Consider the following 26,584-nt stretch of genomic DNA (forward strand, 5'->3'; position numbering starts at 1 on the left):
CGCCACCGAAGTGTCGAACATGTCCAAGGCCCAGATCCTGCAGCAGGCCGGTACCTCCGTGCTGGCCCAGGCCAACCAGAGCACCCAGGGCGTTCTCTCCCTGCTCCGGTAAATCCTTGGCTAAAAGCCTTCGCTATACGCGAAACACAAAGGGCGCCTGCGGGCGCCCTTTTTTTGCCCTGGTCTATTGCCCTGGCATGAAATTGACTATTTATCAGCGTTAATAGCGCGCGTAGGCATACGTATGTGTATTCGCACAACGATCAAGAAGTCGTTGTAAACAGCTTATAAGGCCGACTGTTTCGGCGCTGGGTTCATTGCGTCAGAAACCCAGGAACAGCATATCCAGCGCAGCTGAAATGGCGTGCTGTTGCTCGGCAAGGCTGCATACCGTCGGGCCTAGCTCGGACTCGGGCACGGCTGCCATGTACTGCGTGGCCATGACCACTTGGGTTCGTTTGATTTCGAACTCGGGATTCAACCTTTCGGCAGGACGCGGCGCCGCGGCTTTCGGCAACAGGGGCACGACCATACGGGTATTCAGGCCGCTGAGAAGATCCGATTGAACGTCCAGCAGATACCCGCTTCCACCTTGGTTTCGGCACACCTCGAAACGCGCCATTAGAACTGGCGATGTCGGGAGAGCGGCAGCCCATTCAATGCAACATATTCGTTGGAGCTATCCAATGCTGCTTGATTGGCCTGAAGCCACCGTTGCTGTTTCGACCGTCTCACCGCTTCAGCAATACCGGCCTCAGCGGATCGCGACATATTTACCCCCAGTGCCTTAGCCTCTTCAAGCAAGGCGCTATCCAAAGATAAGTTCGTCGGTCTTCTCGCGTGCTTGATCGATTCAGTCACGGGCGGCTCCCTACTTCCAACTGATTAGACACCCGCATACTCTACGCGCATGCAATATGCGCATCAATCTTCGCATCGTGCGAGCCTATCCAAAGTATCTAACGGGGCCAAACCCACTCAGAAGACCGCCGATCTGCGCTCGGATCTCGGTGCGGTCCAGAACCGTCTGGACTCGGCGATCAACAACATCTCCACCACCGAAATCAACATCTCGTCGGCCCGTTCGCGCATCACCGATGCCGACTACGCCACCGAAGTGTCGATCATGTCCAAGGCCCAGATCCTGCAGCAGGCCGGTACCTCCGTGCTGGCCCAGGCCAACCAGAGCACTCAGGGCGTGCTCTCCCTGCTCCGCTAAGCAGCGGATCGTCTCGCAGGAGACAAAAAAAGAGGGCGGCCCAGGGCGCCCTCTTTCGTTGCAGCGCGTGAACAGCGCTACACCTGCATGTTCATGATCTCGCGATACGCGCTTACGACACGGTTGCGCACCTGCACGCCCATTTCGAATCCGAGACTGGCCTTCTGCATATCGACCATCACATCGTTGATGCCCACCCCCGGCACGCCACGCTCGAAGGCATGCCCTTGCGCGTGTGCGGCCTGTTTCATGCCGTCGATACGGTCGATCGCTGCGACCAGCGCGTTGGAAAAGTCCACGGCTTCGGCCTTTTCGCCGCTCTTCGCGACCGCCTGGGGACCGGTCTGCACGCCAGGCTGCACGCCGCCCGGGCCGGCCTGATTCGCAGTGGACTGAAGCTGTTGCAACACGCTGTTGAGATTGACTGCGGAGATACTCATTAAGCCCTACCCTCGTGAAATGCGACCGGGGCACGTCGGCCGAATTGGCACGGCGCCCCATTTGACGAATTGCAGAGTAGCGCAGACGCAAGCGATCTAATCCGCTCAATTGCCGCCCAAAAAGTGGGCTTATTCCTCCTTTGATTTTTTCTCAGTGCTGAATAATGGCCTTCGTCCTGCTGGGGCTGCGGCGCACGTGTGCGGCATCATCGGCAGGTGGCAGGGGCCGGGCTCGACTACGACAAGCCGCGGCAATCGCACATCAAGCAACGAGGAAAGAGCATGGCGACAGCGGATACGGCAGTCGCAGCAGCCGAGGCCAAGCCCGGCGTGCTGGAGCAGCTACGCGCAAACCCGCGTCTGCCGTTGATCGTGGGTGTCGCGATCGCCGTGACACTGCTGGTGGCCATGGCGATGTGGTCCATGGGTCCTAGTTACGGCGTATTGTTCTCGAACTTGAACGATCGCGACGGCGGCGAAATCATCGCCAAACTCGAACAGATGCAGGTCCCCTACGAGTTCGCGGGCAATGGCAACACGATCATGGTGCCCACGGACATGATCGACCGCACGCGCCTGACCCTGGCCGGCGAAGGCCTGCCCAACGGCGGCGGCGTGGGCTTCGAGCTGATGGACAACCAGTCCTTCGGCATCAGCCAGTTCGCCGAACACGTCAACTACAAGCGCGCGCTCGAAGGCGAGCTGGCGCGTTCCATCGAAAGCATGGACGCGGTGGCCAAGGCGCGCGTCCATCTGGCCATTCCCGAATCATCGGTGTTCGTGCGCGAGCGCGAAAAGCCGAGCGCCTCGATCGTGCTCGACCTGTATCGCGGCCGCGCTCTGGGCGACGGCCAGGTGACGGCAATCGTCAACCTCGTGGCCAGCAGTGTGACCAACCTGCCCACCGAAGGCGTCACCGTGGTCGACGGCTCCGGGAAACTGCTGTCCAACAACGCGGCCACAGCCGGCAACGCCACCGATGGCTCGCAGCTGGAATACGTCGACCGTATCGAGCGCAGCTATCGCGAACGTATCGAATCCATCCTCGCGCCCATCGTCGGCCGCGACAACATCCGTGCACGCGTGGTCGCCGACGTTGATTTCTCGTCGAACGAGCAGACCGAAGAACTCTATGCCCCGAACGGCGACCCGGCCCAGGCCGCGATCCGCAGCGAACAGCGCAGTGCCACGCGCTCGAACGGCGGCCCGGGGACGGGCGGCGTTCCCGGTGCGCTGAGCAACCAGCCGAGTCCGGAAATCGACTCGCCGATCAATAACAAGACCACCACCACGACCGGCAACAACAACGCGGAAGGCGCCAAGGGCTCCACGGTCAGCAACGCTACCATCAATTACGAGGTGAACCGCACCATTCGCCATACGCGCGAACAGAGTGGCCAGGTCGAACGGCTGTCGGCCGCGGTGGTGGTCAACTACCCGATGCAGGCGAACGCGGACGGCGAGATGCAGCCGATGCCGCTGGCCGAAGAGCAGATGAACCAGATCAAGAGCCTGGTACGCGAGGCGATGGGTTTTTCGGTCGCGCGCGGCGACTCGCTGGAAGTCATCAACATGCCGTTCACCGACCAGCCGGATACCGTGGTCGAACCCGGTATACCGTGGTGGCAGGATCGTCAACTCATCGCCATGGTCGAGACTGCGGTCAAGTATCTGCTGCTCGCCATCGCTGCCTGGATCGTATGGCGTCGGCTGATCAAGCCGCTGCTCGATCAGGTGCCGCGTGCTCCGGTGCGCCTGGCGGATGCGAAAGCCGAAGCCGGCGCCGTGGCCGAGGACTCGGACGAAGGTAATGAAGACCTGCGCGCGGCCATCGAAGCCGGCCGTGGCAAACGCCGCCAACAGGATGCGCTGCTAACCACGACCCGCGAAGCCGCCAAGAACGACCCGAAACTGGTCGCCGCCATCATCAAGAGCTGGATGCATAGCAATGCCTAGACAAATGTTCAACGAAGCCGGCAGCGAGCGCGGTGCCATCCTCATGATGACGCTGGACGAGGACACCGCGGCCGATGTGTTCAAGCATCTGTCCACGCGTGACGCCCAGGAACTGGGCACGCGCATGGCCGGCCTGCGCAATATCTCGAACGAACAGATCACCGAGGTACTCAACGAATTCCACGAGGAATTCGAGCAGGTCAGCGCGGTCAGCATGAACTCGAGCGAACATATCCGCTCGGTGCTGACCAAGGCCATGGGCGCCGAACGCGCGGCCAGCCTTCTCGAGGACATCTTCGACGCCCAGGAAGGCACCGGCATCGATGCGCTCAACATGATGGAGCCGACGGTCGTTGCCGAGATGATTCGCGACGAGCATCCGCAGATCATCGCCACGATCATGGTCCACCTCGAGCGCGCCCAGGCCGCGGAAGTGCTCATGCTCTTCGACGAGCACCTGCGCAACGACGTGGTACTGCGTGTATCGACCTTTTCCGGCGTGCAGCCGGCCGCGCTGCAGGAGCTCACGGAAGTGCTCTCCGGCCTGCTCGACGGCCAGAACCTCAAGCGCAGCAAGATGGGCGGCGTACAGACGGCTGCTGAGATCCTCAATCTGATGAACTCTGCCAACGAGGAAAGCGTGCTCGAGAGCGTGCGCGCCCATGACGACAATCTGGCCCAGAAAATCCTCGATCAGATGTTCGTGTTCGAGGATCTGGCCAGCGCGGACGACCGCACCATCCAGCGCCTGCTCCAGGAAGTCGACCAGAACAGCCTGGTGGTCGCGCTCAAGGGCACGCCGGAAGAGCTGATTTCGCGCTTTACCTCGAACATGGCCAATCGCGCGGCGGAAATGCTGCGCGAAGACATGGAGCTGCGTGGCCCGATTCGCGTGTCCCAGGTCGAGAACGAGCGCAAGGCGATCTTGCAGACGGTGCGCCGTCTGGCCGACGCTGGCGAAATCACCTTGAGCAAGGAAGACGACGAATATGTCTGATCGTTCCAGCGCGCGAAAGGATGCCTGGCGTCCCTGGCAGATGGGCGCGCTGGAACGGCGTATGCCGCGCCGGAATACGGGCGAGGGCGAAGACGCCCCCGCCCGGCGGCGCGAAGACGGCATCAGCTTCGCGCTATTCGAACTGGCCAAGGAAGAAGCCGTCGCCAAGGGCCATGAGGCCGGCTATGCCCAGGGCCTGGAACAGGGCCGTGCCGAAGCCAAGGCCGAGGCCAAGGCAGAGCACGAACAACGCTTGGCCGCCGAACTCGACACCCTGCTCGCGCCCATACGCGAGTTGAGCGAGGCCTATCGAGCGGCCGTGAACAGCCTCAACGACAAGGTTTCCTACGAACTGGTGGAACTCGCGCTCGAAGCCGGGCACCAGCTGGCCGGCCGCGCGCTGCAACTCCAGCCGGAACATATCATCGAGGAGATCGAAGCGTTGATGGCCGAAAACGCAACCATCGGCGGCAAGCCGACGCTGTACGTGAACATCGACGATCATGCGCTGATCGAATCGCATCTGGCACAGACGCTGGATGCCGCCGGCTGGGAACTGCGACCCGACATGGGCCTGGCCCGCGGCGACTGCCGGGTCGAGAGCGAACAGCGCGCCATCGATGCCACCGTGGGCGATCGCTGGAAACGGCTGTTGCACACCGTAGGTCACGGAGAAGACGTATGACCGGCAATCCCAACCCCGTGGCGCAATGGCTCGACGACCTGCGCGAGGCCCGCCAACAGGTCAGCCACCTGTCGCGCACGCGCCAGGGCGGCCGGCTCACCCGCGCCACCGGGCTGGTACTGGAAGCCGTCGGCCTGCAGCTGCCCCTGGGGGCCCACTGTATTGTCGAGATCCGCGGCGGCAGCGATTTCGCGGAGGCCGAGGTGGTGGGCTTCAATCAGGAAAAACTGCTGCTGATGCCGTTTGTCGACACCGCCGAGATGGTGCCGGGCGCGCGCGTGTGGGCCACGCTGCCGCCACCCGGCGCACAGGCGATCGGCAGCAAGCGCGTGCCCGTGGGCGACAGCCTGCTCGGACGCGTGGTCGATGCGCGCGGGCGCGTGCTCGACGGGCGCGGTCCGCTTCACGACCCGGCCCATGCAACGTTGGCAGCCCCGCGTCTGAACCCGCTCGATCGCGAGCCCATCCACGATGTGCTGGATGTGGGCGTGCGCGCGATCAATGCGCTGCTCACCGTCGGGCGCGGTCAGCGCCTGGGGCTGTTCGCGGGTTCGGGCGTGGGCAAGAGCGTGCTGCTGGGCATGATGGCCCGGTTCACCCAGGCCGACGTCATCGTGGTCGGGCTCATCGGTGAGCGCGGGCGCGAGGTCAAGGACTTCATCGACAACATCCTCGGCACCGAAGGCCTCAAACGCGCGGTGGTTGTGGCCGCCCCGGCCGACGACTCCGCCCTGCTACGCCTGCAGGGCGCGGATTATGCGACCCGTCTGGCCGAGGATTTTCGCGAGCGCGGCAAAAACGTGCTGCTGATCATGGATTCGCTGACACGCTATGCCATGGCCCAGCGTGAAATCGCCCTGGCCATCGGCGAGCCGCCGGCGACCAAGGGCTACCCGCCCTCGGTATTCGCCAAACTGCCCAAGCTGGTCGAACGCGCCGGCAACGATGCGCCGGGCAAGGGCTCGATCACGGCCTTCTATACCGTGCTCACCGAAGGCGACGACCAGCAGGACCCGATCGCCGACTCCGCACGTGCCATTCTGGACGGGCATTTCGTGCTTTCGCGCCAGCTCGCCGAATCCGGTCACTACCCGGCCATCGATATCGAAGCCTCGATAAGCCGCGCAATGACCGCGCTTATCGACGAAATACATCTGTCGCGTATCCAGTACTTTAAGCAAATGCTCTCTCGTTACCAGCGCAACCGCGATCTGATCAGCGTGGGCGCCTATGCGAAGGGTAGCGATCCGCTGCTCGACCAGGCCATCGAAATGTATCCGCAGCTCGAGGCCTTTTTGCAGCAATCGATGAACCAACGCGCCGATTTCGAACATGCCAGCCAGCAACTGGCCGAACTGCTACCGCAGAGGACAGCACACTGATATGGCCAAGACTTCCGCACTCGACACGCTCATCGATCTGGCAACCGACGACCGCGACGCGGCCGCCGCCACGCTCGGGCGTCTGCGCCGGGATCATCAGCAGACCGAACAGAAGCTCGAAGCCCTGCTGACCTATCACGCGGAATATCAGCGCCGTCTCGACGACGCCATGGCGATGGGCATGAGCATTGCCACCCTGCAGAACTACCAGCGTTTCATTGCTTCGCTTGAGCGTGCCATCGAGCAGCAACGTGGGGCGGTCAACCAGAGCGAGCGCCGGGTCGAGCATGGCAACGAGGATTGGCGCGACCGCCAGAAACGCCTGAATTCCTATGATGTATTGGCAGTGCGTCGACGCGAGGCCGCCCAGCAGGCCGAGGCCCGCCGCGAGCAGCGCCAGACCGACGAATTCGCCAGCCGCGCGCTCTCTGCCGGCCTTTATCAATAGCGTTCGCCGCGAACGGGTATCGTTTTATGAGTATTCAGCTTCTCACTGCCGTAAAAACCGCGCCGGCCGAGGCCGGTGCCAAGAATGCGGCGTCCGGCGACAAGCCCGAAGGCAAGCTCAGCTTTTCGGCCGTACTGGCCGATCGACGCCAGGCCAACAGCCAGAGCGATAGCGCCGCCGATACGAGCGCTGCGAACACCGCTCGCCGGCCCGGCCAGGCAGCATCCAAGCGCGACGCCGCCCCGGGCGTGCAGGCGCCGCAGCCCCTGATCGATGCCAAGCCGAACGCGCTCAAGGCCGGTTCGCGCATGGGCATCGATGCGCGCACCGCGCCGTTGTCGGATACCTCGAGCGGCGAGTTGCGAGCCACGGGCGGCGGGGAAACGAACAAGGCGCTCACCCAGGCCGGTCGCCAGGGCGACGCGCAACCGCTCGACGCGCGAACCAACGACAAAGCGGCCGCCGACCTGCGCGCGCTCGATCGCGGCCAGGCTGGCGACAAGGCGCTTGTCGCCGAGCCGGCCCTCGATAGCGCACCCGCTCGCGACGGCGAAACGCCGGCCGATAGCGAACGCACGGCCGAAGACGACGCAATCGTGTGTGCCGACATGCGCGGCATCGGTCTGGCCCTGTCGGTCCAGCAGCGTGGTGCAGGGTCGGCGGGCGCGAAGGCCGATACCGGCGCGACGCGTCTGGCGCCGGCTACGGCCGACGTGCAGCTTTCGCTGCAAACGGCCGGTCAGGCCCAGGCAGACACGCCCGCCACCGACGGCCATACCCGCCTGCTGGATGCCCGCGCTCTGCAGGCCGGCGACAAGAACGCCGACAACCCGCTACGATTTGCCGTCGACCGCGACGGGTTGGCCAAACAGGGCGAAGACGCCCTGGCCGGCGACCGGGCCCGCATGGCAGCCGCCGCACAGAATACGTCGACCGATATCCGCAATCCGGCGGCCTGGGCCGCTTTTGCCGGGGACACGTTCCAGCCCGGCCGCGGCACGCGCTTCATGACGGCAGGTAGCGAGGGCGAGTTGTCCGACAAACTCGATCTGAAATCGTTGCCGGCGGCGGCCGCCACCGTTCAAGGTGCCACGAGCACCAGTTTCGCCGTTTCGGCCCAGCCGGGTGCGCTGGCGGCACACGTGCAGGCACCGCTGGGCAGCGAAGCCTGGAAACAGGCGGTCAACCAGCAGGCGCTGCGCCTGACCCATGTCGGCGACGGCGCGGCCGAACTCACGCTCTATCCGCGCGAACTCGGCCAGCTTCACGTATCGCTCAAGATGGGTGAACAGGCCCAGCTGCACTTTACTTCGGCGCATGCGGACGTACGCGCCGCAGTCGAAGCGGCTCTGCCGCAGCTGCGCCATGCCTTTGCCGAAAGCGGTATCAATCTCGGCCAGACGTCGGTGAGCGACCAGGGCGCAAACCCGAATTCGTCGAACAACAATGGCAACGGTCGCTCTCAGGCCGGCGCCGGCGCGGCCGATAGCGGGGACGTTGCGACCACCGAGGCATTGACCGCGCCGGTCGCAGTGACGACGCTGGCCGGACGCACCCTCGACGGCGGCATCGACATTTTCGCCTAGTCCCCCACATGGCGGCCTCTGCCGCCGACCCGTTTTCAAGGATACCCATCGCTCATGGCCACTTCGCCCCCCAACGCTTCCGGCAACAACCGCATGCTCTGGCTCATCATCATGGCGCTGGCGCTTGTCATCGTCACCGGTGCGGCGATCGGCGGCACCTATTTCTTCATGAATGATGGCGACAAGGAAGCCGCCGCCCCGGCCCATGCGCCGGTCGTGCCCAAGCCCGCGCCGGTATTCGTGCAGATCGATCCGTTCACGGCCAACCTCAGCGACCCGCGTGGGCGTATCCTTTACGTGCGCATTGCGGTTAAGGTCGACGACAGCAAGGCCGCAGAAAAGCTCGCCGAACACATGCCCGAAGTCCGCAACCGTATTCTCATGACGATAGCCGATACACAGGCCGACAACCTCAGCAGCGCAAGCGGCAAGCAGTCGCTGGCCGAATCGCTGCAGGTGGCCATCGCCCAGCCCTTCTACGAGGACGAAGACGCCATCGGCGTGCAGGAAGTCCTCTTCACCGACTTCATCGTTCAATAGGCAGCGCTCGTGTCCAACGACGACATGCTTTCGCAGGACGAAATCGATTCGCTGATGCTGGGCGTCAGCGGCGACGATGAACCGTCCGCGAACAGCCAGGATGCCGGCGGCAAGCGAATCCGCGCCTTCGACCCGAACGACCAGCAACGGGTTGTGCACGGGCGTCTGCATGCGTTCGACATCATCAACGAGCGCTTCGCGCGGCGTTTTCGCATGTCGCTGTTCAACCTGATCCGGCGTAACGCGGATATCACGGTCGGCCGCCTCAAGATTCAGAAATACAAGGACTTCACCCGTAATCTGCCGGTGCCGACCAATATCAATCTGATCAGCATCAAGCCGCTGCGCGGCAATGCGCTGGTGGTGTTTCCGCCGAATCTGGTCTATCTGGTGGTCGACAGCCTGTTCGGCGGCGACGGGCGTTTTCTGACCCGTTCCGAAGGGCGTGAATTCACCCATACCGAGCAGCGCATCATCCGGCGGCTCATGTCGCTGGCGCTGGAAAGCTATCAGGAAGGCTGGAAGAGCGTTTACCCGGTGGAGCTGGAATATCAGCGCGCCGAAATGCAGGTGAAGTTCACCAACATCACCAGTAACGACAACGAGCTGGTGATCAGCTCGACCTTTCATGTCGAGGTGGGCGCCTTCGGCAGCGATTTCCAGATCTGCATGCCCTATTCCATGATCGAACCGATCAAGGATCTTCTGTCCGGGCCGCTACAGAAACGCGACCCTGAAGAGGAACGCCAGCGCACGCAGCAGCTGGCCGGCGAGATCAAGCAGAGCAACATCAGGCTGGTGGCCGATTTCACTGAAATCGAAACCACGCTCGGCCGTATCGCCCAGCTGGAAGTCGGCGATGTGCTGCCCATCGAACTGCCCCGTGCCATCACCGCCCGCGTTGACGGCGTACCGGTGCTCGAATGCGACTACGGTCGGCTCAACGACCGCAAGGCGCTACGCGTAACCCGTGTCATCAACCAAGAGGCTTCCAAGTCCAACCAGGGACCGAAAAAATGAACGACGACAAGGCCCAGAGCGGCGCCGACGACGATTGGGCCGCCGCCCTCGCCGAACAGACTGGCGAACAGTCGAACAACGACGGCGACAGCATGGAAGACGTCTGGGGCGATGCCATGGCCGAACAGGCCGAAGTCGAATCCGACAAGGCCGCTTCCTCCAAGGCCACGAGCGCCGGCGACAGCGTGTTCAAGCCGCTGGCCGACGAGGCCAAGGCCGGCACGCCGCGCGAACTCGACATGATCATGGAGATCCCGGTCACCCTGTCGGTGGAGTTGGGCCAGACCCGGTTGACCATCCGCGAACTGCTCGATCTGGCCCAGGGCTCGGTGGTGGAACTCGACGGCCTGGCCGGCGAACCGATGTCGATCCTGGTCAACGGTTATCTCATCGCCCAGGGCGAAGTGGTGGTGGTCGACGAAAAATACGGCATCCGCATTACGGAAATCGTCACCCGCTCGGAACGCATTCATAAACTCAACAAATGAACGACGACGAGACACAACAGACCCTGAACGCGGCACAGGATGCGCCGCGTACCGGTTCTGCCGACTGGCTCCACGGCCAGACCCAGACCGGCGCCGACATGCCGTCCACGGCCGTGCCGCGGGCCAATGGTTCGCTGGGCATGGAAAGCATCGGCCGCACCTCGCTGGGGCTGATCGCGGTCATCGCGCTGATCTTCATCTGTAGTGCCCTGCTCAAGCGTTTCGGCCCCTACCGCAACCGCGGCGGCCGCTCTCTGGACATCATCGCCAGTCAGAGCCTCGGCCCGCGCGAACGCGTGGTGGTGGTGGAAGTGGAAGACACCTGGCTGGTGCTGGGTGTCGCCCCCAATAGCGTCAACAAGCTACACAGCATGCCCGCGGGCGAGCGCGAGGTGGCCGAGCCCGGCAGCGGCCGCACAACAGACGCCAACCCGAGCTTCGGGGAAGCCCTGGCCGAGAATCTGCGCCGCGCCGGTTCGCGCTTCAGCCGTAACGATCGAGGCCGCTGATGGCGCGTTGGCCGATTCGCCTGCTGCTGGCATTGCTGGCGCTGAGCGCAAGCTTTGCCGTGGGCGCCCAGGAACCCGGTTCGCTGCCCGGCGTGGTGGCACGCCCGCTCGAGAATGGCGGCCAGTCGTGGACGCTGTCGGTCCAAACCCTCGTGCTGCTCACGGCCATGGCGTTCCTGCCGGCCGTGCTGCTGATGATGACCGGCTTCACCCGTATCATCATCGTATTGAGCCTGCTGCGCAGCGCGATCGGCACGCCGACCGCGCCGCCCAATCAGGTGCTGCTGGGGCTGGCGCTGTTCTTGACGTTCTTCGTGATGTCGCCGGTATTCGAGCGCATCTACGACGTGGCCTACGAACCGCTGTCGCGCGACGAGATCACCTTCCAGCAGGCGCTGCAGAACGGCGTACAGCCGCTGCGTGAATTCATGCTGCGCCAGACTCGCGAAAGCGATCTGGCCATGTTTGCCAACCTCGGCGATATTCCGCCCATGCAGGGGCCGGAAGACGTACCGTTGCGGCTGTTGCTGCCGGCGTTCGTGACCAGCGAACTGAAAACGGCTTTTCAGGTCGGCTTCATGATCTTCATCCCGTTTCTGATCATCGACCTGGTCGTGGCCAGCGTGCTGATGTCGCTGGGCATGATGATGGTGCCGCCAGCCACCATATCCCTGCCGTTCAAGCTCATGCTGTTCGTGCTGGTGGATGGCTGGACACTGCTGATCGGCTCGCTGGCCGACAGCTTCTTCATGAGCTAGGGGAAAGGCGCACATGAGTCCCGCAACTGTCATGGAACTGGCCTATCAGGGGATGAGAGTCACCCTGCTGATGGCCACGCCCCTGCTGCTGACCGCGCTGCTCGTGGGCCTGGTGGTGAGCCTGTTTCAGGCCGCGACCCAGATCAACGAAATGACGCTGTCGTTCATCCCCAAGATCCTGGCCGTGTTCGCCGTACTCATCGTAGCCGGGCCCTGGATGCTCGGCCTGATTCAGGATTTCACCCGCGATCTGTTTCTGAGCATTCCCGGCCTGATCGGCTAAGCCCCGTCTGCGATGATCGAGTTCACCACGAGCCAGATCACGCCCTGGGTGATGTCGCTGTTCTGGCCGTTCGTGCGCATCCTCGCCTTCGTCGCGGTCGCGCCCATCCTGGGCGAAAACAGCCTGTCACGGGTGGCCAAGGTCGGTGTCGCGGTGCTGCTGGCGTTCATCATCGCGCCCACGCTCCCCCCGCCGCCGGATATACCGCCGGTATCCTATGTCGGCATATGGCTGATCGTGCAACAGATCCTCATCGGCATTGCCATGGGTCTGGTCATGCGCGTGGTGTTCGCGGCGGTGCGCGCCGCGGGCGACTATATCGGCCTGCAGATGGGTCTTGGCTTCGCCTCGTTCTATTCGGCCGCCATGGGCGCCAATATCATGGTGCTGGCCCAGATCCTGAATGTGTTCGCCCTGCTGTTCTTCCTCGCATTCGATGGCCATCTGATGATGATCCGGGTGCTCGCCTTCACCTTCTTCGAGCTGCCCGTGGGGGCCGGTTCGCTCGATGCCGAGGGCTGGTACACGCTGGTGCACTGGGCCGGCACCGTATTCAGCGCCGGCCTGGGGCTCGCGCTGCCGCTGGTCACCGCCCTGCTCACCATCAATATGGCCCTGGGCATTCTCAACCGCGCCTCGCCGCAGCTCTCCATCTTTTCGATCGGTTTCCCGCTCACGCTGCTTTCGGGCATCGTGCTGCTGTTCTTCATGGTGCCCGAACTCGGCGGGCTGTTCGGCCAGATGTTCGCCAACGGCATCGACGCCATGGGTGCCGTACTGAGCGCGCTCGCGGGTAACGGCTAGCCGGGCGAGCACGGGGATTTTGTAACGGCCTCGGGCCTCGGCCAGGCCGTATGGATCGGCACAGGCTCACCAGGCAAGCATCGAGAGTACGGTCGCGCCTGCGCGCCGATGGAGGTAGCGGCCGGCCGGAACGAGTCAGCCAGGGTTTGTCGTTACGCGAGCGCGCACATCGCGTCCGGGCCGGCCCGCATCATTTATAGCGGTCGCATAAAAAAAGCCCGAGGCGTATGCACGCCGCGGGCTGTATACCGACGTTTGTCGATAACTAGATATTGAGGCTGAACATCGACAGCTTCTGAATATCGGTGAACGTCTTCTGAGAGAACTGCAGGGCCACCTGGGCGAGGCTGTAGTCCGAATAGGCCGACATATAGTCGAGATCCTCAAGCTGCGAGCGCGTCATGTCGTAGTTGAGACCGCGCGCCGCGCCGACTGTGTCAAGGGTATCCAGCTCGTTGAGGCGGGAACCCAGCGAAGCGCGTACCGTCAACACGTTGTCGAGCGAGTTCGCGACCTTGCGATGGGCGCTGTTCAAGCCGTTTTCCAGCGCCGCACGCGAGGCCGGTGTATCGGTGCCGGTCTTGAGTACGTCGATCACTTCGGCCAGCGTGTTGAGGATGTTGTTGTCCTCTTCGCGATCGCGGGCAAAGGTGAAACCATCGCCGTCGGCGGGCGTGCCCTTGATGGTCACGCGCATGCTCTCGCCCAGTTCGATCGGCTCGCCGGCGACATAGGGTTGATCCGCCACCAGCGTTTCGCCGGTGGTGGCATTGGCCACGCTATAGCGCACCTCACCGTCGGTTTCGCTGAAGCTGAGCTGGAACTCGTTACCGAAATCGGCGCTGCTCGCATCGGCCACGTTGATCGAACCGAACACGCCGGTGCCCGCATTGCCGCCATCGGCCGTACCCACGTACTGGGCGCTTTCGGTGACGGAGGTAAACACGCGGCTGCCGGTGTCGTTGATCGCCATCATGCGCGAGGCGTCCACACGCAGATTCTGCAGTCCCTCGTCGCCCTGATAGCTCACACGGCCACCGGACTCGACGAACGGCGTTTTGTCGCCGTCGTGACCGGCGAATATAAAGCGCCCGTTGCCGTCCTGTGCGTTGGCACTGCCGAGCATCTGGGCATAAATACCTTCGAGATCGGTCGCGATCGAGTTGCGATCGGCATCGCTGAGCGTGCCGTTGCCGGCCTTGACCAGCTGCGGCGTGACCGCCTGCAGCGCCCGAGTGACCTGGTCAAGCTGGGTCTCCTCCGCCGAGATACTGCGACGGGCCGAGGTCCGACTGGCTTCGAACTGGTCGTTGACCGCACTGGCCTGTGAGACCACGAGCGCCTGCGAAGCGGCGCGCGGGTCATCGGCGGGGGTTACGATCTTCTTGCCACTGGCGAGCTGTTGGCCGATGCCCGCGACCTGACCCTGCTGGCGCAAGATCGACTGCGTGCTCATGCTGTAGATCGAATTGGTGCTCAAGCGCATGACGTGTGCCTTTCAGTTAAAACTAGGCGTAAAACTAGGCGCGGATGCCGAGCAGCGTATCGAACAGGCTTGCCGCCGTTTCGATGACCTTGGCATTCGCTTGATACATTTGCTGGTAATACAGCAGGTTGACGCGCTCTTCATCGAGGTTCACGCCGGATACCGACTGCTGTGCGGTTTCGAGTTCGCTGGTGAGCATCTGCTGGGCGCTGCTGTTGACCTGGAGCGAGCGCGTCTTGTTGCCGATATCGCTCACCAGGCGTGCATAACCGCTGTTGAAACTGCTTTCGCCTTCGATCGCGGTTTCGTCCTGCAGGGCCGCCATGGCCAGCGCATTGCGGTTGTCGCCCGTACCGCCGCCCTGAGCGGCTGCAATCTCGGACGTGCTCTTGACCGCAACTTCCATCTCGGCCGCGGCGCGATCGAGCGGCTTGATGACGAACGCATCGCCATCGGCAACGGCGCCCTGCACCCGCACCTCGACGCCGTCGAACTGCAACGGCGATTCGTCACCGCCGAAAAAGCGCTTGTCGCCGTCGCTCGTGCGCGTCAATGCATAGGAGTTGGTGTCTCCGTTGTATTCCAGCCGGTAGTTGCTGGCACGCACTTCGGCGCTTGCGCCCTCGGTGAACGTTACCTCGAGCGTGGCCGTTCCGTTGTTGTTCGCGTCGCTGAAGCTCACCGGGCTTGCCGTTTCGAAGAACGCGCCACCGGCCTGGCCCTTGTACGTGGTACCGCCCTGGTGGACTTCGTTAATGCGCGCAGAAAGCGTATGCGCAAGCTGGTCCAGACGCTGCTGTGCAGGCTCGAGCGAGTCCTTGCGAAACGCCATCAGGCCGCCGATAGACCCGCCCTTGATGCTGTTCTCCGAGAGTTCGCGCAGCTGACCATTGCCGACATCGAAGGCGATCGCCGAACGGGTCGGATCCGCCGCCGAATCCACCAGCTTGAGCGATTTGGCGCCGTTGGCGTCGACCAGCGGCTGGCCGGCCACCATCACATGGTAGGAATTGCCGTCCTGAACCGAGAGCTTGACGTCGACCAGATCGCCCAGCGCGGAGACCAGCTGGTCGCGCTGGTCCAGCAGATTGTTCGGCGGCTGGCCGGTCTTGGCCTCGGCCTGCACGATCTGCGTATTGAGGTTGGAAATCTGTTCGGCGTAGTTGTTGACCTGGGTGATCCCGCCCTTGAGCTGCGACTCGACGCTTTCGCCCATGTCGGACAGATATTCCGAGAACGCGCGAAACTGCGCGGTCATGCTGTTGGCATCGCCCAGCAGCGACTCGCGCGCGGCGGAGTCCGCCGGGTTGGCCGACAGCGTCTGCAGGCCGCCGAAGAACTTCTGCATCAGCGGTGCCAGGCCGGCTTCGCTATCGCCCAGCAGGTTGTTGATCTGCGAGATCTGGCCCAGGTGGCTGTCCAGCGCGCTGGAGCGGCTCTGTGCATCGTTGAGCTGGCCGGTCAGATACTGCTGATACTGGCGCTCCACGCCCGTGGTGCGGACTCCGCCCCCCTGGCCATTGCCTTCCTGCGACGTGCTCAACCCCACCACTTGCCGGCTGTAACCCGGCGTTCTGACGTTGCTGATGTTGTTGCTGGTCGTGGAAAGCGCGGTCTGCGCTGCTCCCAGGCCACTCAAGCCGATGCCGAATAGATTGGACATGATCGCTCTACAAGTTTGGCATGCGCACCGACGGTGCTCTCATACCTGGAAATAACGGCCGAAGCGCGAAAAAGTTAAACCCCTCAAGCGCCCGTGTGGCCTAGGGCGTGTCGTCATAAGATAAGGCGGCGCATCGGCGGCCAAGCCGCGGCAAGACAAGGCATCGCGAGCGTCGCGTGGTTGTTCCACGTAAGCGAGCGATAACGATGGATTGCCGGGGCTTGGCCGTCGACCCGTCGGGTTGCCCGCGCCGGACGCGCCATGCGGCGTTGCGGGCCTTGACCGTGGCGCGCCACGCTCGGCGGCCCGCGCCTTGCCTGACACGCCCGGCGCGGGCAATGCGACGTCATATCTCATGACGACACGCCCTAGAAAAGACGGCTCAGATCAGCGCCTTCGGCCCGGGCGAACTGCGCGGGTTCAGAGGCGGGCGCCGGCATATCCGCCGGCAACGTCTTCATGATCGAAACCAGCTTGTTGGCATAGGCAGGATCAGTGGCATAACCGCAGTTCTGCAGCGCCCGCGCGGCGTGTTCGGCCGTGGGTGCATCCACCACCGGCTTGTAGCGCGGCGACTGGGTCAGAAGGCGGGCGTAATCCGAGAATGCCTGCTCGTAGGAGTCGTAGGCACGGAATTCGGCCTGCGTGGTATAGCGCTTCGAGCCGGCATATTCGGTGGTCGTTACGCGGGCGGCATCGCCGTCCCAGCCGGTGGCCTTGATATTGAATACGTTGAAGCTCGGACGGCCGTCGGCACGTGTGATTTCGTGTTTGCCCCAGCCGGTTTCCAGGGCGGCCTGGGCAAGAATCAGACGTTTCGGAATGCCGGTTTCGCGGGCGGCGACCGCAGCCGCGGATTCCATGCGATCCAGAAAATCGTTCACGTGATCCGGCAATACGGCACGGCGTACAGTTTCCGAGGCCGAGACTGAAGCCGAGGCCTGAGTGTCGGCCACACTGCGGCGCGGCGATACCGCCTCGTTCACGGCCGCCTGCAACGGCGGACGCGGAAATTCCTTGCGCGCCAGATCGTCCGCCGGAGCCTTATCGGCCCGACGTGCTTCGACCGGATCCGAGGCCCGCAGCGGCTGCGGCGTGGCGTTCGGAATCGAGGCCAGGAAGGAATCCACCGAATCCGCGGGCGCGGCCGAGGCACTGCCCTTGCCCTGCAGCTGCTGGGTCAACATGTCGGCCAGACCGATGCCGCGCTGCGACAGCGTCTGTGCCCATTGCTGATCCATGAGCGACTGATACATTTCCGAGCGCTGGCTGTTGAGCAGGCCGCTCTGCGGAATCGCGTCGCGCATCTGCTTGAGCATTTTCTGCAGAAAAACGGCCTCGAACTGCTTGGCGGCCTCCTTGATGCCTTCATCCGGCGAGTTGCGCGCCGAATACTTGAGCTTGGAGACGCCATTCATGCTCAGGGCGAAATCGCCGGTGTTGCCTGCGCCCGTCATCTAGATGATCTCCAGCTCGGCATTCAGGGCGCCCGCGGATTTGAGCGCCTCCAGAATGGCCATCAGATCGGTCGGCGTGGCGCCCAGGCGGTTGAGAGCATCCACCACCTGACGCAGCGACGCACTCTCGCTAATGGTATGCAGCGTGCCGCTGCCTTCCTGCACGGAGATATCGGCATTGGGCACGACCGCCGTCTGTCCGCCCGACAAGGCATTCGGCTGGCTGACGATCGGGTTCGAGTCGATGACCACCGACAGGCTGCCGTGGGCGATCGCGGCGCTGTTGAGCGTGACGTTGCGATTCATCACCACCGAACCGGTACGCGAGTTGATGACCACTCGCGGCACATCCTGGCCCGGCGTGACGTCCAGATCCTGTACACGGGCGAGAAACGCGACCTTGGCGCCCTCGTCCACCGGCGCGCGCAGTGTGATCGTGCGGGAGTTCTTGGCGGTGGCCACATCGGAGCCGAAGGCCTGATTGATGGCGTTCATCGTCCGCAGCGCGGTGTTGAAGTCGGCGCGCTTGAGCGCGAGATCGATTTCGCCGCCCATGGCCAGCTGCGTGGGTACGGTGCGCTCGATGGTCGCGCCTTCCGGGATACGACCGGCGCCGGTCTGGTTGACCTGCACGCTGCTGCCGCCCGCGCTGGCGCTGATGCCGGGGGCCAGGATATTGCCCTGGGCCAGCGCATAGATATTGCCATCTGCGCCCTTCAGGGGCGTCATCAGCAGGGTACCGCCGCTCAGGCTCTTGGCGTTACCCACCGAGGAGACGGTGACATCCAGCTGCTGGCCGGTACCCGCGAACGGGGGCAGTTCCGCGGTGACCATTACCGCAGCCACATTCTTGAGCTGCATGTTGGTCCCGGGCGGCACGGTCACGCCGAGCTGGGTGAGCATGTTCTTGAGCGCCTGACCCGTGAACGGGGTCTGCGTGGTCTGGTCGCCGGTATTGCCCAGACCCACGACGAGGCCGTAGCCGACCAGCGGGTTCGAGCGTACGCCGCTGAAGGTGGCGATATCGCCCAGGCGAGCCGCCTGAGCCGTGCCGACCATCAACAGCGCGCCGGCAAGCGCCAGCAGCAAGCGTTTGCAGTGGCCGATCTGGATCATGTCTTGTCTCGCTCGTGGAAGATGGAACAAACGATTCGTCAAACGCTTACAGCGGCGACAGGTTCAGGAACACGCGCTGCAGCCAGCCCATGCGCTGAGCCTCGTCGATATAGCCATCGCCGTAGTATTCGAGCCGGGCATTGGCCACCTGGGTCGAAACCACGGTGCTGTCGGCCGAGACCGTGCGCGGATTGACCACGCCCGAGAACAGGATGTATTCCACGCCCTGGTTGATGCCGATACGCTTTTCGCCGGCCACCTGCAGATTGCCGTTGGGCAGCACGTCCATCACGGTCACGGTGATCGTGCCGGTGAAGTTGTTGGAAGCATTCGCGCCGCCGCTGCCGTTGAAGCTGTTGGCGCCGGAAATATCGGTGCCCTGGGCTTCCAGCAGGCTTTGCAGTGCTTCCGGAATCTGGGTGGGCGTGAACTCGACCGAGCCGTTGCGGCTGGCCTTGGCCGCCGAACTTTTGGAGGCGCTTACCGCCTCGTCGAGCACGATGGTGAGAATATCGCCAACCTGGGTCGGACGCCGGTCTTCGAACAGCGGCTTGGTATAGCTGGCGCGGAAGATGGAGCCGTCCGCCGGCGGCGCCGGCGGCAGCTGCGGCGGTGCCGTGGTCGGACCTTCGACCACGTTCTTGCGCGGCAGCTGGGCACAGGCCGACAGCACGCCCAGCGCCGCCACGATGGCGACCAGACGTAGAATCCGCGAAGGCAGGCGCGTGCTAGACATTGTCGGCTCGTTACAGCTGGGCCAGACGCTGGAGCATCTGGTCGGAGGTTTCGACCGCCTTGGAGTTGATCTCGTAGGCGCGCTGGGTGGCGATCATGTTCACCATTTCCTCGACCACGTTCACGTTCGAGGTTTCCACGAACTTGTGCCGCAGCAGACCCGTGCCATTGAGGCCCGGAATGCTGTCGTTGCGCGGGCCCGAGGCCGTGGTTTCACGATAGAGGTTGTCGCCGATGCTCTGCAGACCGGTCGGGTTGATGAACGTGGTCAGCTGCATCTGGCCGACCTGAACGTTCTCGGCCGTGCCCGGCTGGGTCACCGACACGGTGCCGTCGGTGGCCACGCTGATCGACAGCGCGTTTTCCGGGATGGTGATCGCCGGCTCGACCGGAAAGCCGGTGGCGGTGACCAGCTGACCGTTCTGGTCGATCTGGAACGAGCCGTCACGCGTGTAGGCATTGGTGCCGTCGGGCATCTGCACGGCAAAGAAACCGCGGCCGTCGATGGCGACATCCTTGGAATTGCCGGTCTGCTCGAGGTTGCCCTGCGAGTGCAGGCGCTCGTTGGCCACCGGCTGCACGCCGGAGCCGATCTGCAGGCCGGAGGGCAGGTTGGTCTGTACCGACGACAGGGCGCCCGGCTGGCGCATGTCCTGGTAGAGCAGATCCTGAAAAACCGCGCGCGAGCGCTTGAAGCCGTTGGTCGACACGTTCGCCAGGTTGTTGGCGATGGTGTCGAGTTTGACCTGCTGGGATTCCAGACCGGTCTTGGCAATCCAGAGTGAGCGAATCATGCGTTTTCCCTCGTTGCGCCGGGCGGCGTGCCCGTGCGCGATTCGTATCTAAAAAAACCTAGCTCAGCGAGAGCAGCTTGTTGGCGCTCTGATCGTTTTCGTCGATGCTGCTGATCATCTTCATCTGCATCTCGAAGCGACGCGCGTTTTCGATCATCGACACCATGGCTTCCGTGGGGTCGACGTTGCTGGACTCGATCGCGCCACTGACCACGCGGACCGTGTCGTCAGCAGCGAACGGCGCGCCGGGCGTGCCGTCTTCGTTGTTACGCGGATGGAACAGATTGTCCCCGCCGCGTGCGATCTGATCGGCTTCCGGATTGACCAGCTTCAGGCGACCGATCTCGGCAATGGCATCGGGCTGATCGCCCGCACCGATGGCCGAAATCGTGCCATCCGGCGCGATCGTCACCTGGGCCCCGAGAGGCAGCACCAGCGGCGCACCGAACTCGCTGAGCACCACGTTGCCGTTGCTGCGCAGCAGGCCGGTGGAATCCATCTGCAGCCCGCCGGCGCGGGTATAGGCTTCCTCACCGTTCTGATCCTGTACCGCAAGCCAGCCGTCACCGTCGATGGCCACGTCGAGACTACGGCCGGTGTTGGTCATGTCCCCGGGGGTCAGATCGGCCCCCGGGGTGGTGCTGGCCGTGATCGCCCGCGTTGCCAGACCGTCGCCGTTGACCGGCACCGCCCGAAACATCGACAGCTGGCCACGAAAACCCGGGGTCGAGGCGTTGGCCATGTTGTTGGCCACGACGGCCTGGCGTTCCAGGGTCTGGGTAGCGCCGCTGAGAGCGGTATAAATCAGTCGATCCATGGCGTGACGTCCGGCGGTTGAAGCGGGCTAACGATCAGCTGCGACTAGCGCAGGTTGACCGCGGTCTGCAGGACCTGATCCTGCGTCTTGATGGTCTGCGCGTTGGCCTGGTAATTGCGCTGCGCGATGATCATCTCCACGAGCTGCTGGGACAGATCCACGTTGGAAGCCTCGAGGGTCGAACCCAGCAGGCTGCCGAACTGACCGGTACCGGCCACACCCAGACCGGCCTGGCCGGAAGCTGCGGTTTCCACCCAGGCATTGCCGCCCACCGGGGACAGACCCTGCTCGTTACGGAAGCTGGCCAGCGCGATCTGGCCGAGGTTGATGGCCTGACCGTTGGAGTAGCTGCCACGGATCATGCCGTCCTTGCCGACGTTGATCGCGGTCAGGTCACCCGACACATAGCCGTTCTGCTGCGGCGTGCTGGCCGAGAACTCCTGAGCGGTCTGCGAGGAGCCGCCGAAATCGAAGGTGAAGTCCATCGGCGCCGAACCGTTCTGCGCGTTCAGGCTATAGGCCACCGACGAGGCGCCCAGCGTATCGGCCTTGTTCTGCTGGCCGGCTTCGACCAGGTTGCCGTTGGCGTTGAAGCTCAGGGTGCTGGCCGGCAGGTTCTGCACATAACGGATCTGGCCGCCCGAGAAGCTGCCGTCCGGATTGGCGCTGGCGCCCGAAACATAGGCGGTGTAGTTGTTGCCATCCTCACTGAAGTTATAGCGGCCGTTGCCGCCCGCCACCGGGTCGAAGCCGTTGTAGGTTTCGTTGGCATCGACCGTACGCGGCAGGTTGGACTCATCGCCCAGCGCCATTTCGCCGTTCACGCTCCAGCTGTTGGACGCGGTCTTGGTGAAGAACAGGTTCACGCTATGCGCGTTGCCCAGCGAATCGAACACGGTATTGGGCGTGCTCCAGTTGTAGCTTTCGGCGTTGTCCGCATTGAACGGGCCCGCCTTGGTTTCGGCGCCGGCATCCAGCGCGGTGGCCAGCGAGGCTTGCGTGGTGGCCTTGGCATTCATGCGCTCGGTCGGGATGACCAGGGGCACCGGGTTGCCGCCGGCTTCCACGGTCGGCTCGGCCGCCGGGTTGTTGAAGTTGGTCACGTTGTAACCGGTCAGCAGCGCACCCTGGGCGTTGGCGATATTGCCGTCCTTGGTCTGCTGGAATTCGCCGTTACGCGAATACAGCGTCTGGGCACCGTCGGTCAGACGGAAGAAACCGCCGCCGTCGATCGCGATGTCGAGGTTACGGCCGGTGTTGTTGAGCGCACCGCCGGCGAAGTTCTGGGTGACGCCGGATACGGTGGCGCCCAGGCCGGTCTTGGCACCGGCATAGATGTCGGCGAATTCGCTGCGACCGGACTTGAAGCCCACGGTCTGCGAGTTGGCGATGTTGTTACCGATACTGCTCAGGCTGCTGTTGGCCGCGTTGAGACCGCTGACCCCTTGCGAAAAACTCATGGTGCTTCCCTCGTGGTTCGAGTGTTGAGTATTGCCCGATCACGGGCGTGATGATTGGTCGATTAGCGTGCGTTTACGCCCGCAATTCGTGATACCTGGAACTAGATGATCTGGCGGATGGCGTCGAGATCGACCAGGCCCTTGTGCGGGCCGAGATCGAGCTTGGCGCCGTTATCGCCGGCGACCACGCCACTGACATAGCCGGTCGACAACGGCTCGACCTTCACCGCCTCGCCGTTGGGCCCGACGGCCTCGATGGCAAAGCGGTAGTTACCCTTGGTCACGACGTTGCCGGAGGTATCCGTGCCATCCCAGGAGAACGACTGCGTACCGGCCGGCTGGTCCTTGTAGGAGGATTCGTGCACCACGGCGCCGCTGCCATCGGTGATGATGAGCTTGACCTGACTTGCCGGGCCGTCCAGGTCCATGCCGAACGGCAGCGACGAGCCCTGCTCGCCCACGCTGATGTCGTTGCCCGGCACCAGCACGCCGCGCCCGATCAGGGCACTGGCCTGGAGCTGCTGCGACTTGCCGATCTGGCCATTGATCGCGGCCAGGGTGTCGTTGAGGTCGTTGATGCCGCTCACGGTGTTGATCTGCGCGATCTGCGAGGTCACCTGCGAGTTATCCATCGGATTGAGCGGGTCCTGGTTCTGCATTTGTGCAACCAGCAGCGTCATGAACTGTTCGCTCATGTCTTTCGCGCGGGTGCGCGACGCCGAGGTATTGGCGCTCGCGCCGCTCGACGCATTCAAGGAACCCAGAATATCGGTAGCCATAGTGATTGGACCTTGTTGTTATTCGCCCAGCGACAACGTCCGAAGCGCCAGCTCTTTGCCGGTATTGAGCACTTCGATGTTGGCCTGGTAGGAACGCGACGACGAGATCATGTTGATCATTTCGTCGGTGGGATTGACGTTGGGCATTTCGACATAACCCTTGTCGTCGGCCAGGGCATGACCCGGGTTGTATTCCTGACGAAAAGGCGCATCGCTTTCGATGACGTTGGACACACGCACACCGCCGATGCCTTCGGCGCTGCCGGCATTGAGTTCGAACATGACCTGCTTGGCGCGATACGGCTCGCCGTTCGGCCCGGCCACGCTGTCGGCGTTGGCCATGTTGCTGGCCGCCACGTTCATGCGCTGGGCCTGGGCGGTCAGCGCCGAACCCGCGGTGTTGAAAAGATTGGAAATCGACATTCTTATCCCTCGTGGTTAGACGCTGATCAGCGCTCGGGCTGCATGGCGGCGCGCAGACCCTTGATCTGCGAGCCGAGGATCTGGAGGTTGGCGCGGTAGTGAACAGCGTTGTTCATGAATTCGACGCGCTCGACGTCCATATCCACGGTGTTGCCGTCCAGGCTCGGCTGGGCCGCATTGCGATAGGCCAGCTGGGTGCCATCCAGGCTGCCGGGGCTGGCCGCGCTCATATGCCCTGCCGAGGTGGTCTTCAACGCCACGGCCGGGGTGGCGTTATTGCCGGCGCTCCCGAGTACGCGGTCGAGTTCTGCCCGGAAATCGAAGTCCCGTGCCTTGTAACCGGGCGTATCGGAATTGGCGATATTCGCCGACAGCACGTCCTGGCGCTTGTCGCGCAGATCGAGTGCCTGTTTATAGAAACTCAGCGATGCTTCGAGTCGATCGAGCATGGTGGCTGCTCCCCTCATGGCCTGCAGATGGTTTTGCGAGGCTCATACTAAGAGGGCCTACGGCAAGGCCATGAGCAGAACAGGCACCAATTTGGGCTCTAATTCACCGGATGGTACGAACACGGCCGTCCGTAGAATTCGCCAACACAGGATCACCGCCCATACGAGCCACGACCGCATGAACCCGGCCCCGACCCGTCGCAACGCAGGCATTGCACTACGGCTTTTCGCCGTGGCGCTGTTCGGCTGTGTGGCGTGGACGGCCCAGGCCGACGATACGGCCATGCAGCAGCTGCTCACCGAATACCTGCGCAGCCAGGCGCCGGCATCGGGCCAGGTCGATGTTTCGGTCACCATGCCCGCGGTTGCCATGCCCGCATGCAACAGCCCGCGGCCGTTTCTGCCCGGGCGCAACCCGCGCATTGCCGGCAATATCACGGTCGGCGTGCAATGCCCGGGCGATCGTCCGGCCACGCGCTATTTTCAGGCACGCGTGAATGTGATCTCCGACTACTACGTGGCCGCGCGCGATCTCATGCCCGGCGATGTGCTCGGCATGAACGATATTCGGCGCGAACAGGGCGACCTGTCTCGCCTGCCCGGTAATGTCGCGACCCAGCCCGAGGCGCTGCTCGGCATGTCGGTCAGTCGGCGCGTGGCGGCCGGGCGCGTGCTCAGCGAATCCACGGTGCATGCACCGGTCGCGATCAAGCGCGGCGAGCTGGTACGCGTGGTGGCCGTGGGACCGGGCTTTTCGATTACGACCGAGGGCAAGGCCCTCAACGCCGCGCCGCTGGGCGGCGACGTGCGCGTGAGTACACGGGAGGGTTCGATTGTCATCGGCCGGAGCACGAACGAGAATACGGTAACGATCACGCGTTGATCCGTTGCGCGCGATATCGAGTTTTCGGATTAAAGAAATAAATCCGAGCGCCGATGTTTGCGCCATGGCACGCACAATCGTTCCCGGTAGGAACGTTCGAGGAATACAGCCGTGAATATCGACCCGACCCAGAACACACCGCGTATCGTCAGCACCGAGGTGCGCGACATCAAGAAAGCCGACGAGGCCAAACCCGGCGCCCAGGCGCCTGCCGCGTCGGCCCGTTTTCAGGCCTCCGGCATTTCGGATGCCTCGCAGGATATCGACATGGCCCGCGTGAACGAAATTCGTGACGCGATCAGCCAGGGCAAGCTCGAGATCCGTTCCGACAAGATCGCCGACGGCCTGATTGCCAGCGCCCAGGCATTGGTTTCCGGTAAGTCATAACAGGACAACATCATGAACGACCCCTTCGCGATCAATCTGCAACAGCATCACGACGCCCTGGGTGAGTTCATGACCGTGCTCGACAAGGAGCAGGCGTTGTTCACCGAGGCGCCGGTCGCCGTCGACGCGCTGTCGCGGCTGACCGAGCGCAAGGCTGCCCAGGCCAAAACGCTTGAGCAGCTCGACGGTCAGCGTCGGGCGATGCTGGCCGAGCGCGGCTACGATACCGGCCGCGAAGGCGCAAGCGAACTGGCCGCGTCGCTGGGCTGCGACGCCATCTGGCAGGCGCTGCTGGAACGTATCGAAGCGGCTCGTACGCAAAACCAGATCAACGGCCTGGCCATCGGCACCCGGCTGGATCACACCAACCGTACGCTGAGCTTCCTCCAGCGTGAGACGGGCCAGACGCTGTACGGGCCGAACGGGCGCACCCGCGCCTACGGCCCGAACCATAGCCTGCGCAACGGCGTCTAGGAAAGCTCTGCACAACCTGTCGCGGTCGCGCCGGCGTGCTTTGCGTGTGGCTGGCGAGCAAATGTGCGCGTAGCGTGCCAAAGCCAATAACAAGCGCTCGCCAGCGCGCCTTGACAAAGACCAGGCGCGCGCAAAGCCGGCGGCCCGAAGGGGTTCGGCCTCACAGACGCCGCGACTGCGTTGTGGAGCTTGACCTGCACATGAGGCAGGCGCTGCGCTCGCACGCCTTGCCGCATCGTCTGCGAGGACTCGAACGCGAACCGCGAGAGGTTACGCAAAGCTTCCCTAGCCGACGTTGCATTTTCAGCCGGGCAACGCAATGCCCGGCCCGGCTGCTATTCGCAGCCGCCTCGCCCGACTAACCCTGTACTACCTCTCGCGGATCGAGCTCGCATGCTCGAATGCGTCGATACAGCGCGTTCGAGCACAGTGCTTGACGCATTGGCACGCCCCGCTCCGCAAAGCGGTAGCGGCGCGTTTGACGCCGAACCGCTCGCGGGCCGCGGCTTAGCACGCGGCACTACCGCGCCAGGCCGTGCAGAGCCT

The 26,584-nt window shown here is 63.5% G+C and carries 30 protein-coding genes and 2 pseudogenes; 18 read left to right on the plus strand and 14 right to left on the minus strand.

All coding sequences use genetic code 11. The annotated features are described in order from the left end of the window. On the plus strand, positions 1 to 112 hold a 112-nt coding region (locus CMN27_RS14595), incomplete at its 5' end, for a flagellin (RefSeq protein WP_366515465.1). Positions 113 to 322: 210 nt separating this feature from the next. On the opposite strand, the gene CMN27_RS14600 is transcribed toward CMN27_RS14595, so the two are convergent. After that, on the minus strand, positions 323 to 622 hold the full coding sequence (locus tag CMN27_RS14600) for a CcdB family protein (protein WP_293627589.1): 300 nt from the start codon (positions 620 to 622) through the stop codon (positions 323 to 325). Further along, positions 622 to 861 (minus strand): type II toxin-antitoxin system CcdA family antitoxin, encoded by a 240-nt coding sequence (locus CMN27_RS14605; protein WP_293627591.1) that lies wholly within the window; start codon positions 859 to 861, stop codon positions 622 to 624. The genes CMN27_RS14600 and CMN27_RS14605 overlap by 1 nt, the downstream gene beginning before the upstream one ends. Positions 862 to 991: 130 nt before the next feature. Between CMN27_RS14605 and CMN27_RS14610 the strand changes: the two are divergent. Then, a pseudogene (locus tag CMN27_RS14610) lies at positions 992 to 1,219 on the plus strand (flagellin); the annotation flags it as partial. A 77-nt stretch (positions 1,220 to 1,296) separates the two neighbouring features. On the opposite strand, the gene fliE reads toward CMN27_RS14610, so the two are convergent. Continuing rightward, a complete protein-coding gene (gene fliE, locus CMN27_RS14615) occupies positions 1,297 to 1,659 on the minus strand; it encodes a flagellar hook-basal body complex protein FliE (protein ID WP_293627595.1) in 363 nt (120 codons plus the stop codon). A gap of 282 nt (positions 1,660 to 1,941) precedes the next feature. Here fliE and fliF point away from each other — a divergent pair, with 282 nt between their 5' ends. From fliF to fliR, 13 genes and pseudogenes are all read left to right on the plus strand, one after another. Then, on the plus strand, positions 1,942 to 3,615 hold the full coding sequence (gene fliF / locus CMN27_RS14620; protein ID WP_293627597.1) for a flagellar basal-body MS-ring/collar protein FliF: 1,674 nt from the start codon (positions 1,942 to 1,944) through the stop codon (positions 3,613 to 3,615). Between the two features lie 4 nt (positions 3,616 to 3,619). Next, entirely contained in the window at positions 3,620 to 4,612 is a 993-nt protein-coding gene (gene fliG, locus CMN27_RS14625; protein ID WP_366515466.1) for a flagellar motor switch protein FliG, read from the plus strand. Next, entirely contained in the window at positions 4,605 to 5,297 is a 693-nt protein-coding gene (locus tag CMN27_RS14630) for a FliH/SctL family protein (protein WP_293627601.1), read from the plus strand. Before fliG ends, CMN27_RS14630 begins: the two co-directional genes overlap by 8 nt. Next, positions 5,294 to 6,679 (plus strand): flagellar protein export ATPase FliI, encoded by a 1,386-nt coding sequence (gene fliI / locus CMN27_RS14635; RefSeq protein WP_293627603.1) that lies wholly within the window; start codon positions 5,294 to 5,296, stop codon positions 6,677 to 6,679. The genes CMN27_RS14630 and fliI overlap by 4 nt, the downstream gene beginning before the upstream one ends. Position 6,680: 1 nt before the next feature. After that, positions 6,681 to 7,127 (plus strand): flagellar export protein FliJ, encoded by a 447-nt coding sequence (fliJ, locus tag CMN27_RS14640; RefSeq protein ID WP_293627605.1) that lies wholly within the window; start codon positions 6,681 to 6,683, stop codon positions 7,125 to 7,127. A gap of 26 nt (positions 7,128 to 7,153) precedes the next feature. After that, the gene (locus CMN27_RS14645; protein WP_293627607.1) at positions 7,154 to 8,713 is read left to right on the plus strand and encodes a flagellar hook-length control protein FliK; all 1,560 of its coding nucleotides are present in this window, start codon (positions 7,154 to 7,156) and stop codon (positions 8,711 to 8,713) included. Positions 8,714 to 8,767: 54 nt separating this feature from the next. Continuing rightward, positions 8,768 to 9,253, plus strand: coding sequence for a flagellar basal body-associated protein FliL (gene fliL, locus CMN27_RS14650; RefSeq protein ID WP_293627609.1), 486 nt, complete (start codon positions 8,768 to 8,770; stop codon positions 9,251 to 9,253). A gap of 9 nt (positions 9,254 to 9,262) precedes the next feature. Beyond that, entirely contained in the window at positions 9,263 to 10,273 is a 1,011-nt protein-coding gene (gene fliM, locus CMN27_RS14655) for a flagellar motor switch protein FliM (RefSeq protein WP_293627611.1), read from the plus strand. Continuing rightward, positions 10,270 to 10,761 (plus strand): flagellar motor switch protein FliN, encoded by a 492-nt coding sequence (gene fliN / locus CMN27_RS14660; RefSeq protein WP_366515464.1) that lies wholly within the window; start codon positions 10,270 to 10,272, stop codon positions 10,759 to 10,761. The genes fliM and fliN overlap by 4 nt, the downstream gene beginning before the upstream one ends. Continuing rightward, on the plus strand, positions 10,758 to 11,270 hold the full coding sequence (gene fliO / locus CMN27_RS14665) for a flagellar biosynthetic protein FliO (RefSeq protein WP_293627613.1): 513 nt from the start codon (positions 10,758 to 10,760) through the stop codon (positions 11,268 to 11,270). Before fliN ends, fliO begins: the two co-directional genes overlap by 4 nt. A gap of 83 nt (positions 11,271 to 11,353) precedes the next feature. Next, positions 11,354 to 12,028 (plus strand): annotated as a pseudogene (gene fliP / locus CMN27_RS14670) (flagellar type III secretion system pore protein FliP); the annotation flags it as partial. A gap of 13 nt (positions 12,029 to 12,041) precedes the next feature. Then, entirely contained in the window at positions 12,042 to 12,311 is a 270-nt protein-coding gene (gene fliQ / locus CMN27_RS14675) for a flagellar biosynthesis protein FliQ (RefSeq protein WP_293627615.1), read from the plus strand. Between the two features lie 12 nt (positions 12,312 to 12,323). Further along, on the plus strand, positions 12,324 to 13,115 hold the full coding sequence (gene fliR / locus CMN27_RS14680; RefSeq protein WP_293627617.1) for a flagellar biosynthetic protein FliR: 792 nt from the start codon (positions 12,324 to 12,326) through the stop codon (positions 13,113 to 13,115). Between the two features lie 265 nt (positions 13,116 to 13,380). Here fliR and flgL read toward each other — a convergent pair whose 3' ends face one another. The 11 genes from flgL to flgB form a co-directional block, all read right to left on the minus strand. Continuing rightward, positions 13,381 to 14,601, minus strand: coding sequence for a flagellar hook-associated protein FlgL (gene flgL, locus CMN27_RS14685; RefSeq protein WP_293627619.1), 1,221 nt, complete (start codon positions 14,599 to 14,601; stop codon positions 13,381 to 13,383). Positions 14,602 to 14,635: 34 nt separating this feature from the next. Further along, positions 14,636 to 16,264 (minus strand): flagellar hook-associated protein FlgK, encoded by a 1,629-nt coding sequence (gene flgK / locus CMN27_RS14690; protein WP_293627621.1) that lies wholly within the window; start codon positions 16,262 to 16,264, stop codon positions 14,636 to 14,638. Between the two features lie 368 nt (positions 16,265 to 16,632). Then, positions 16,633 to 17,721, minus strand: a complete 1,089-nt coding sequence (flgJ, locus tag CMN27_RS14695) for a flagellar assembly peptidoglycan hydrolase FlgJ (RefSeq protein ID WP_293627623.1) — start codon at positions 17,719 to 17,721, stop codon at positions 16,633 to 16,635. Continuing rightward, entirely contained in the window at positions 17,722 to 18,837 is a 1,116-nt protein-coding gene (locus CMN27_RS14700) for a flagellar basal body P-ring protein FlgI (protein WP_293627625.1), read from the minus strand. Between the two features lie 46 nt (positions 18,838 to 18,883). Next, complete coding sequence (locus tag CMN27_RS14705) at positions 18,884 to 19,573, minus strand: flagellar basal body L-ring protein FlgH (RefSeq protein WP_293627627.1); 690 nt, start codon at positions 19,571 to 19,573, stop codon at positions 18,884 to 18,886. Positions 19,574 to 19,583: 10 nt separating this feature from the next. Further along, entirely contained in the window at positions 19,584 to 20,366 is a 783-nt protein-coding gene (flgG, locus tag CMN27_RS14710) for a flagellar basal-body rod protein FlgG (RefSeq protein ID WP_293627629.1), read from the minus strand. Positions 20,367 to 20,424: 58 nt separating this feature from the next. After that, positions 20,425 to 21,183, minus strand: coding sequence for a flagellar basal-body rod protein FlgF (gene flgF, locus CMN27_RS14715; protein WP_293627631.1), 759 nt, complete (start codon positions 21,181 to 21,183; stop codon positions 20,425 to 20,427). Between the two features lie 44 nt (positions 21,184 to 21,227). Then, a complete protein-coding gene (gene flgE, locus CMN27_RS14720; RefSeq protein ID WP_293627633.1) occupies positions 21,228 to 22,643 on the minus strand; it encodes a flagellar hook protein FlgE in 1,416 nt (471 codons plus the stop codon). A gap of 101 nt (positions 22,644 to 22,744) precedes the next feature. Beyond that, complete coding sequence (locus CMN27_RS14725; protein ID WP_293627635.1) at positions 22,745 to 23,422, minus strand: flagellar hook assembly protein FlgD; 678 nt, start codon at positions 23,420 to 23,422, stop codon at positions 22,745 to 22,747. A gap of 18 nt (positions 23,423 to 23,440) precedes the next feature. Beyond that, positions 23,441 to 23,845, minus strand: a complete 405-nt coding sequence (gene flgC / locus CMN27_RS14730) for a flagellar basal body rod protein FlgC (RefSeq protein WP_293627637.1) — start codon at positions 23,843 to 23,845, stop codon at positions 23,441 to 23,443. A gap of 26 nt (positions 23,846 to 23,871) precedes the next feature. Beyond that, complete coding sequence (gene flgB, locus CMN27_RS14735; RefSeq protein WP_293627639.1) at positions 23,872 to 24,294, minus strand: flagellar basal body rod protein FlgB; 423 nt, start codon at positions 24,292 to 24,294, stop codon at positions 23,872 to 23,874. A 178-nt stretch (positions 24,295 to 24,472) separates the two neighbouring features. Here flgB and flgA point away from each other — a divergent pair, with 178 nt between their 5' ends. From flgA to CMN27_RS14750, 3 genes are all read left to right on the plus strand, one after another. After that, the gene (gene flgA, locus CMN27_RS14740) at positions 24,473 to 25,177 is read left to right on the plus strand and encodes a flagellar basal body P-ring formation chaperone FlgA (RefSeq protein ID WP_293627641.1); all 705 of its coding nucleotides are present in this window, start codon (positions 24,473 to 24,475) and stop codon (positions 25,175 to 25,177) included. Between the two features lie 111 nt (positions 25,178 to 25,288). Then, positions 25,289 to 25,564: a flagellar biosynthesis anti-sigma factor FlgM gene (gene flgM / locus CMN27_RS14745; protein ID WP_293627643.1), complete on the plus strand. Its 276-nt coding sequence runs from the start codon at positions 25,289 to 25,291 to the stop codon at positions 25,562 to 25,564. Positions 25,565 to 25,576: 12 nt separating this feature from the next. Continuing rightward, positions 25,577 to 26,038, plus strand: coding sequence for a flagella synthesis protein FlgN (locus CMN27_RS14750; protein WP_293627645.1), 462 nt, complete (start codon positions 25,577 to 25,579; stop codon positions 26,036 to 26,038). The last annotated feature ends 546 nt before the right edge of the window (positions 26,039 to 26,584 follow it).

Origin of the sequence: Salinisphaera sp., from assembly GCF_002729955.1 — a bacterium.
Taxonomy (GTDB): domain Bacteria; phylum Pseudomonadota; class Gammaproteobacteria; order Nevskiales; family Salinisphaeraceae; genus Salinisphaera.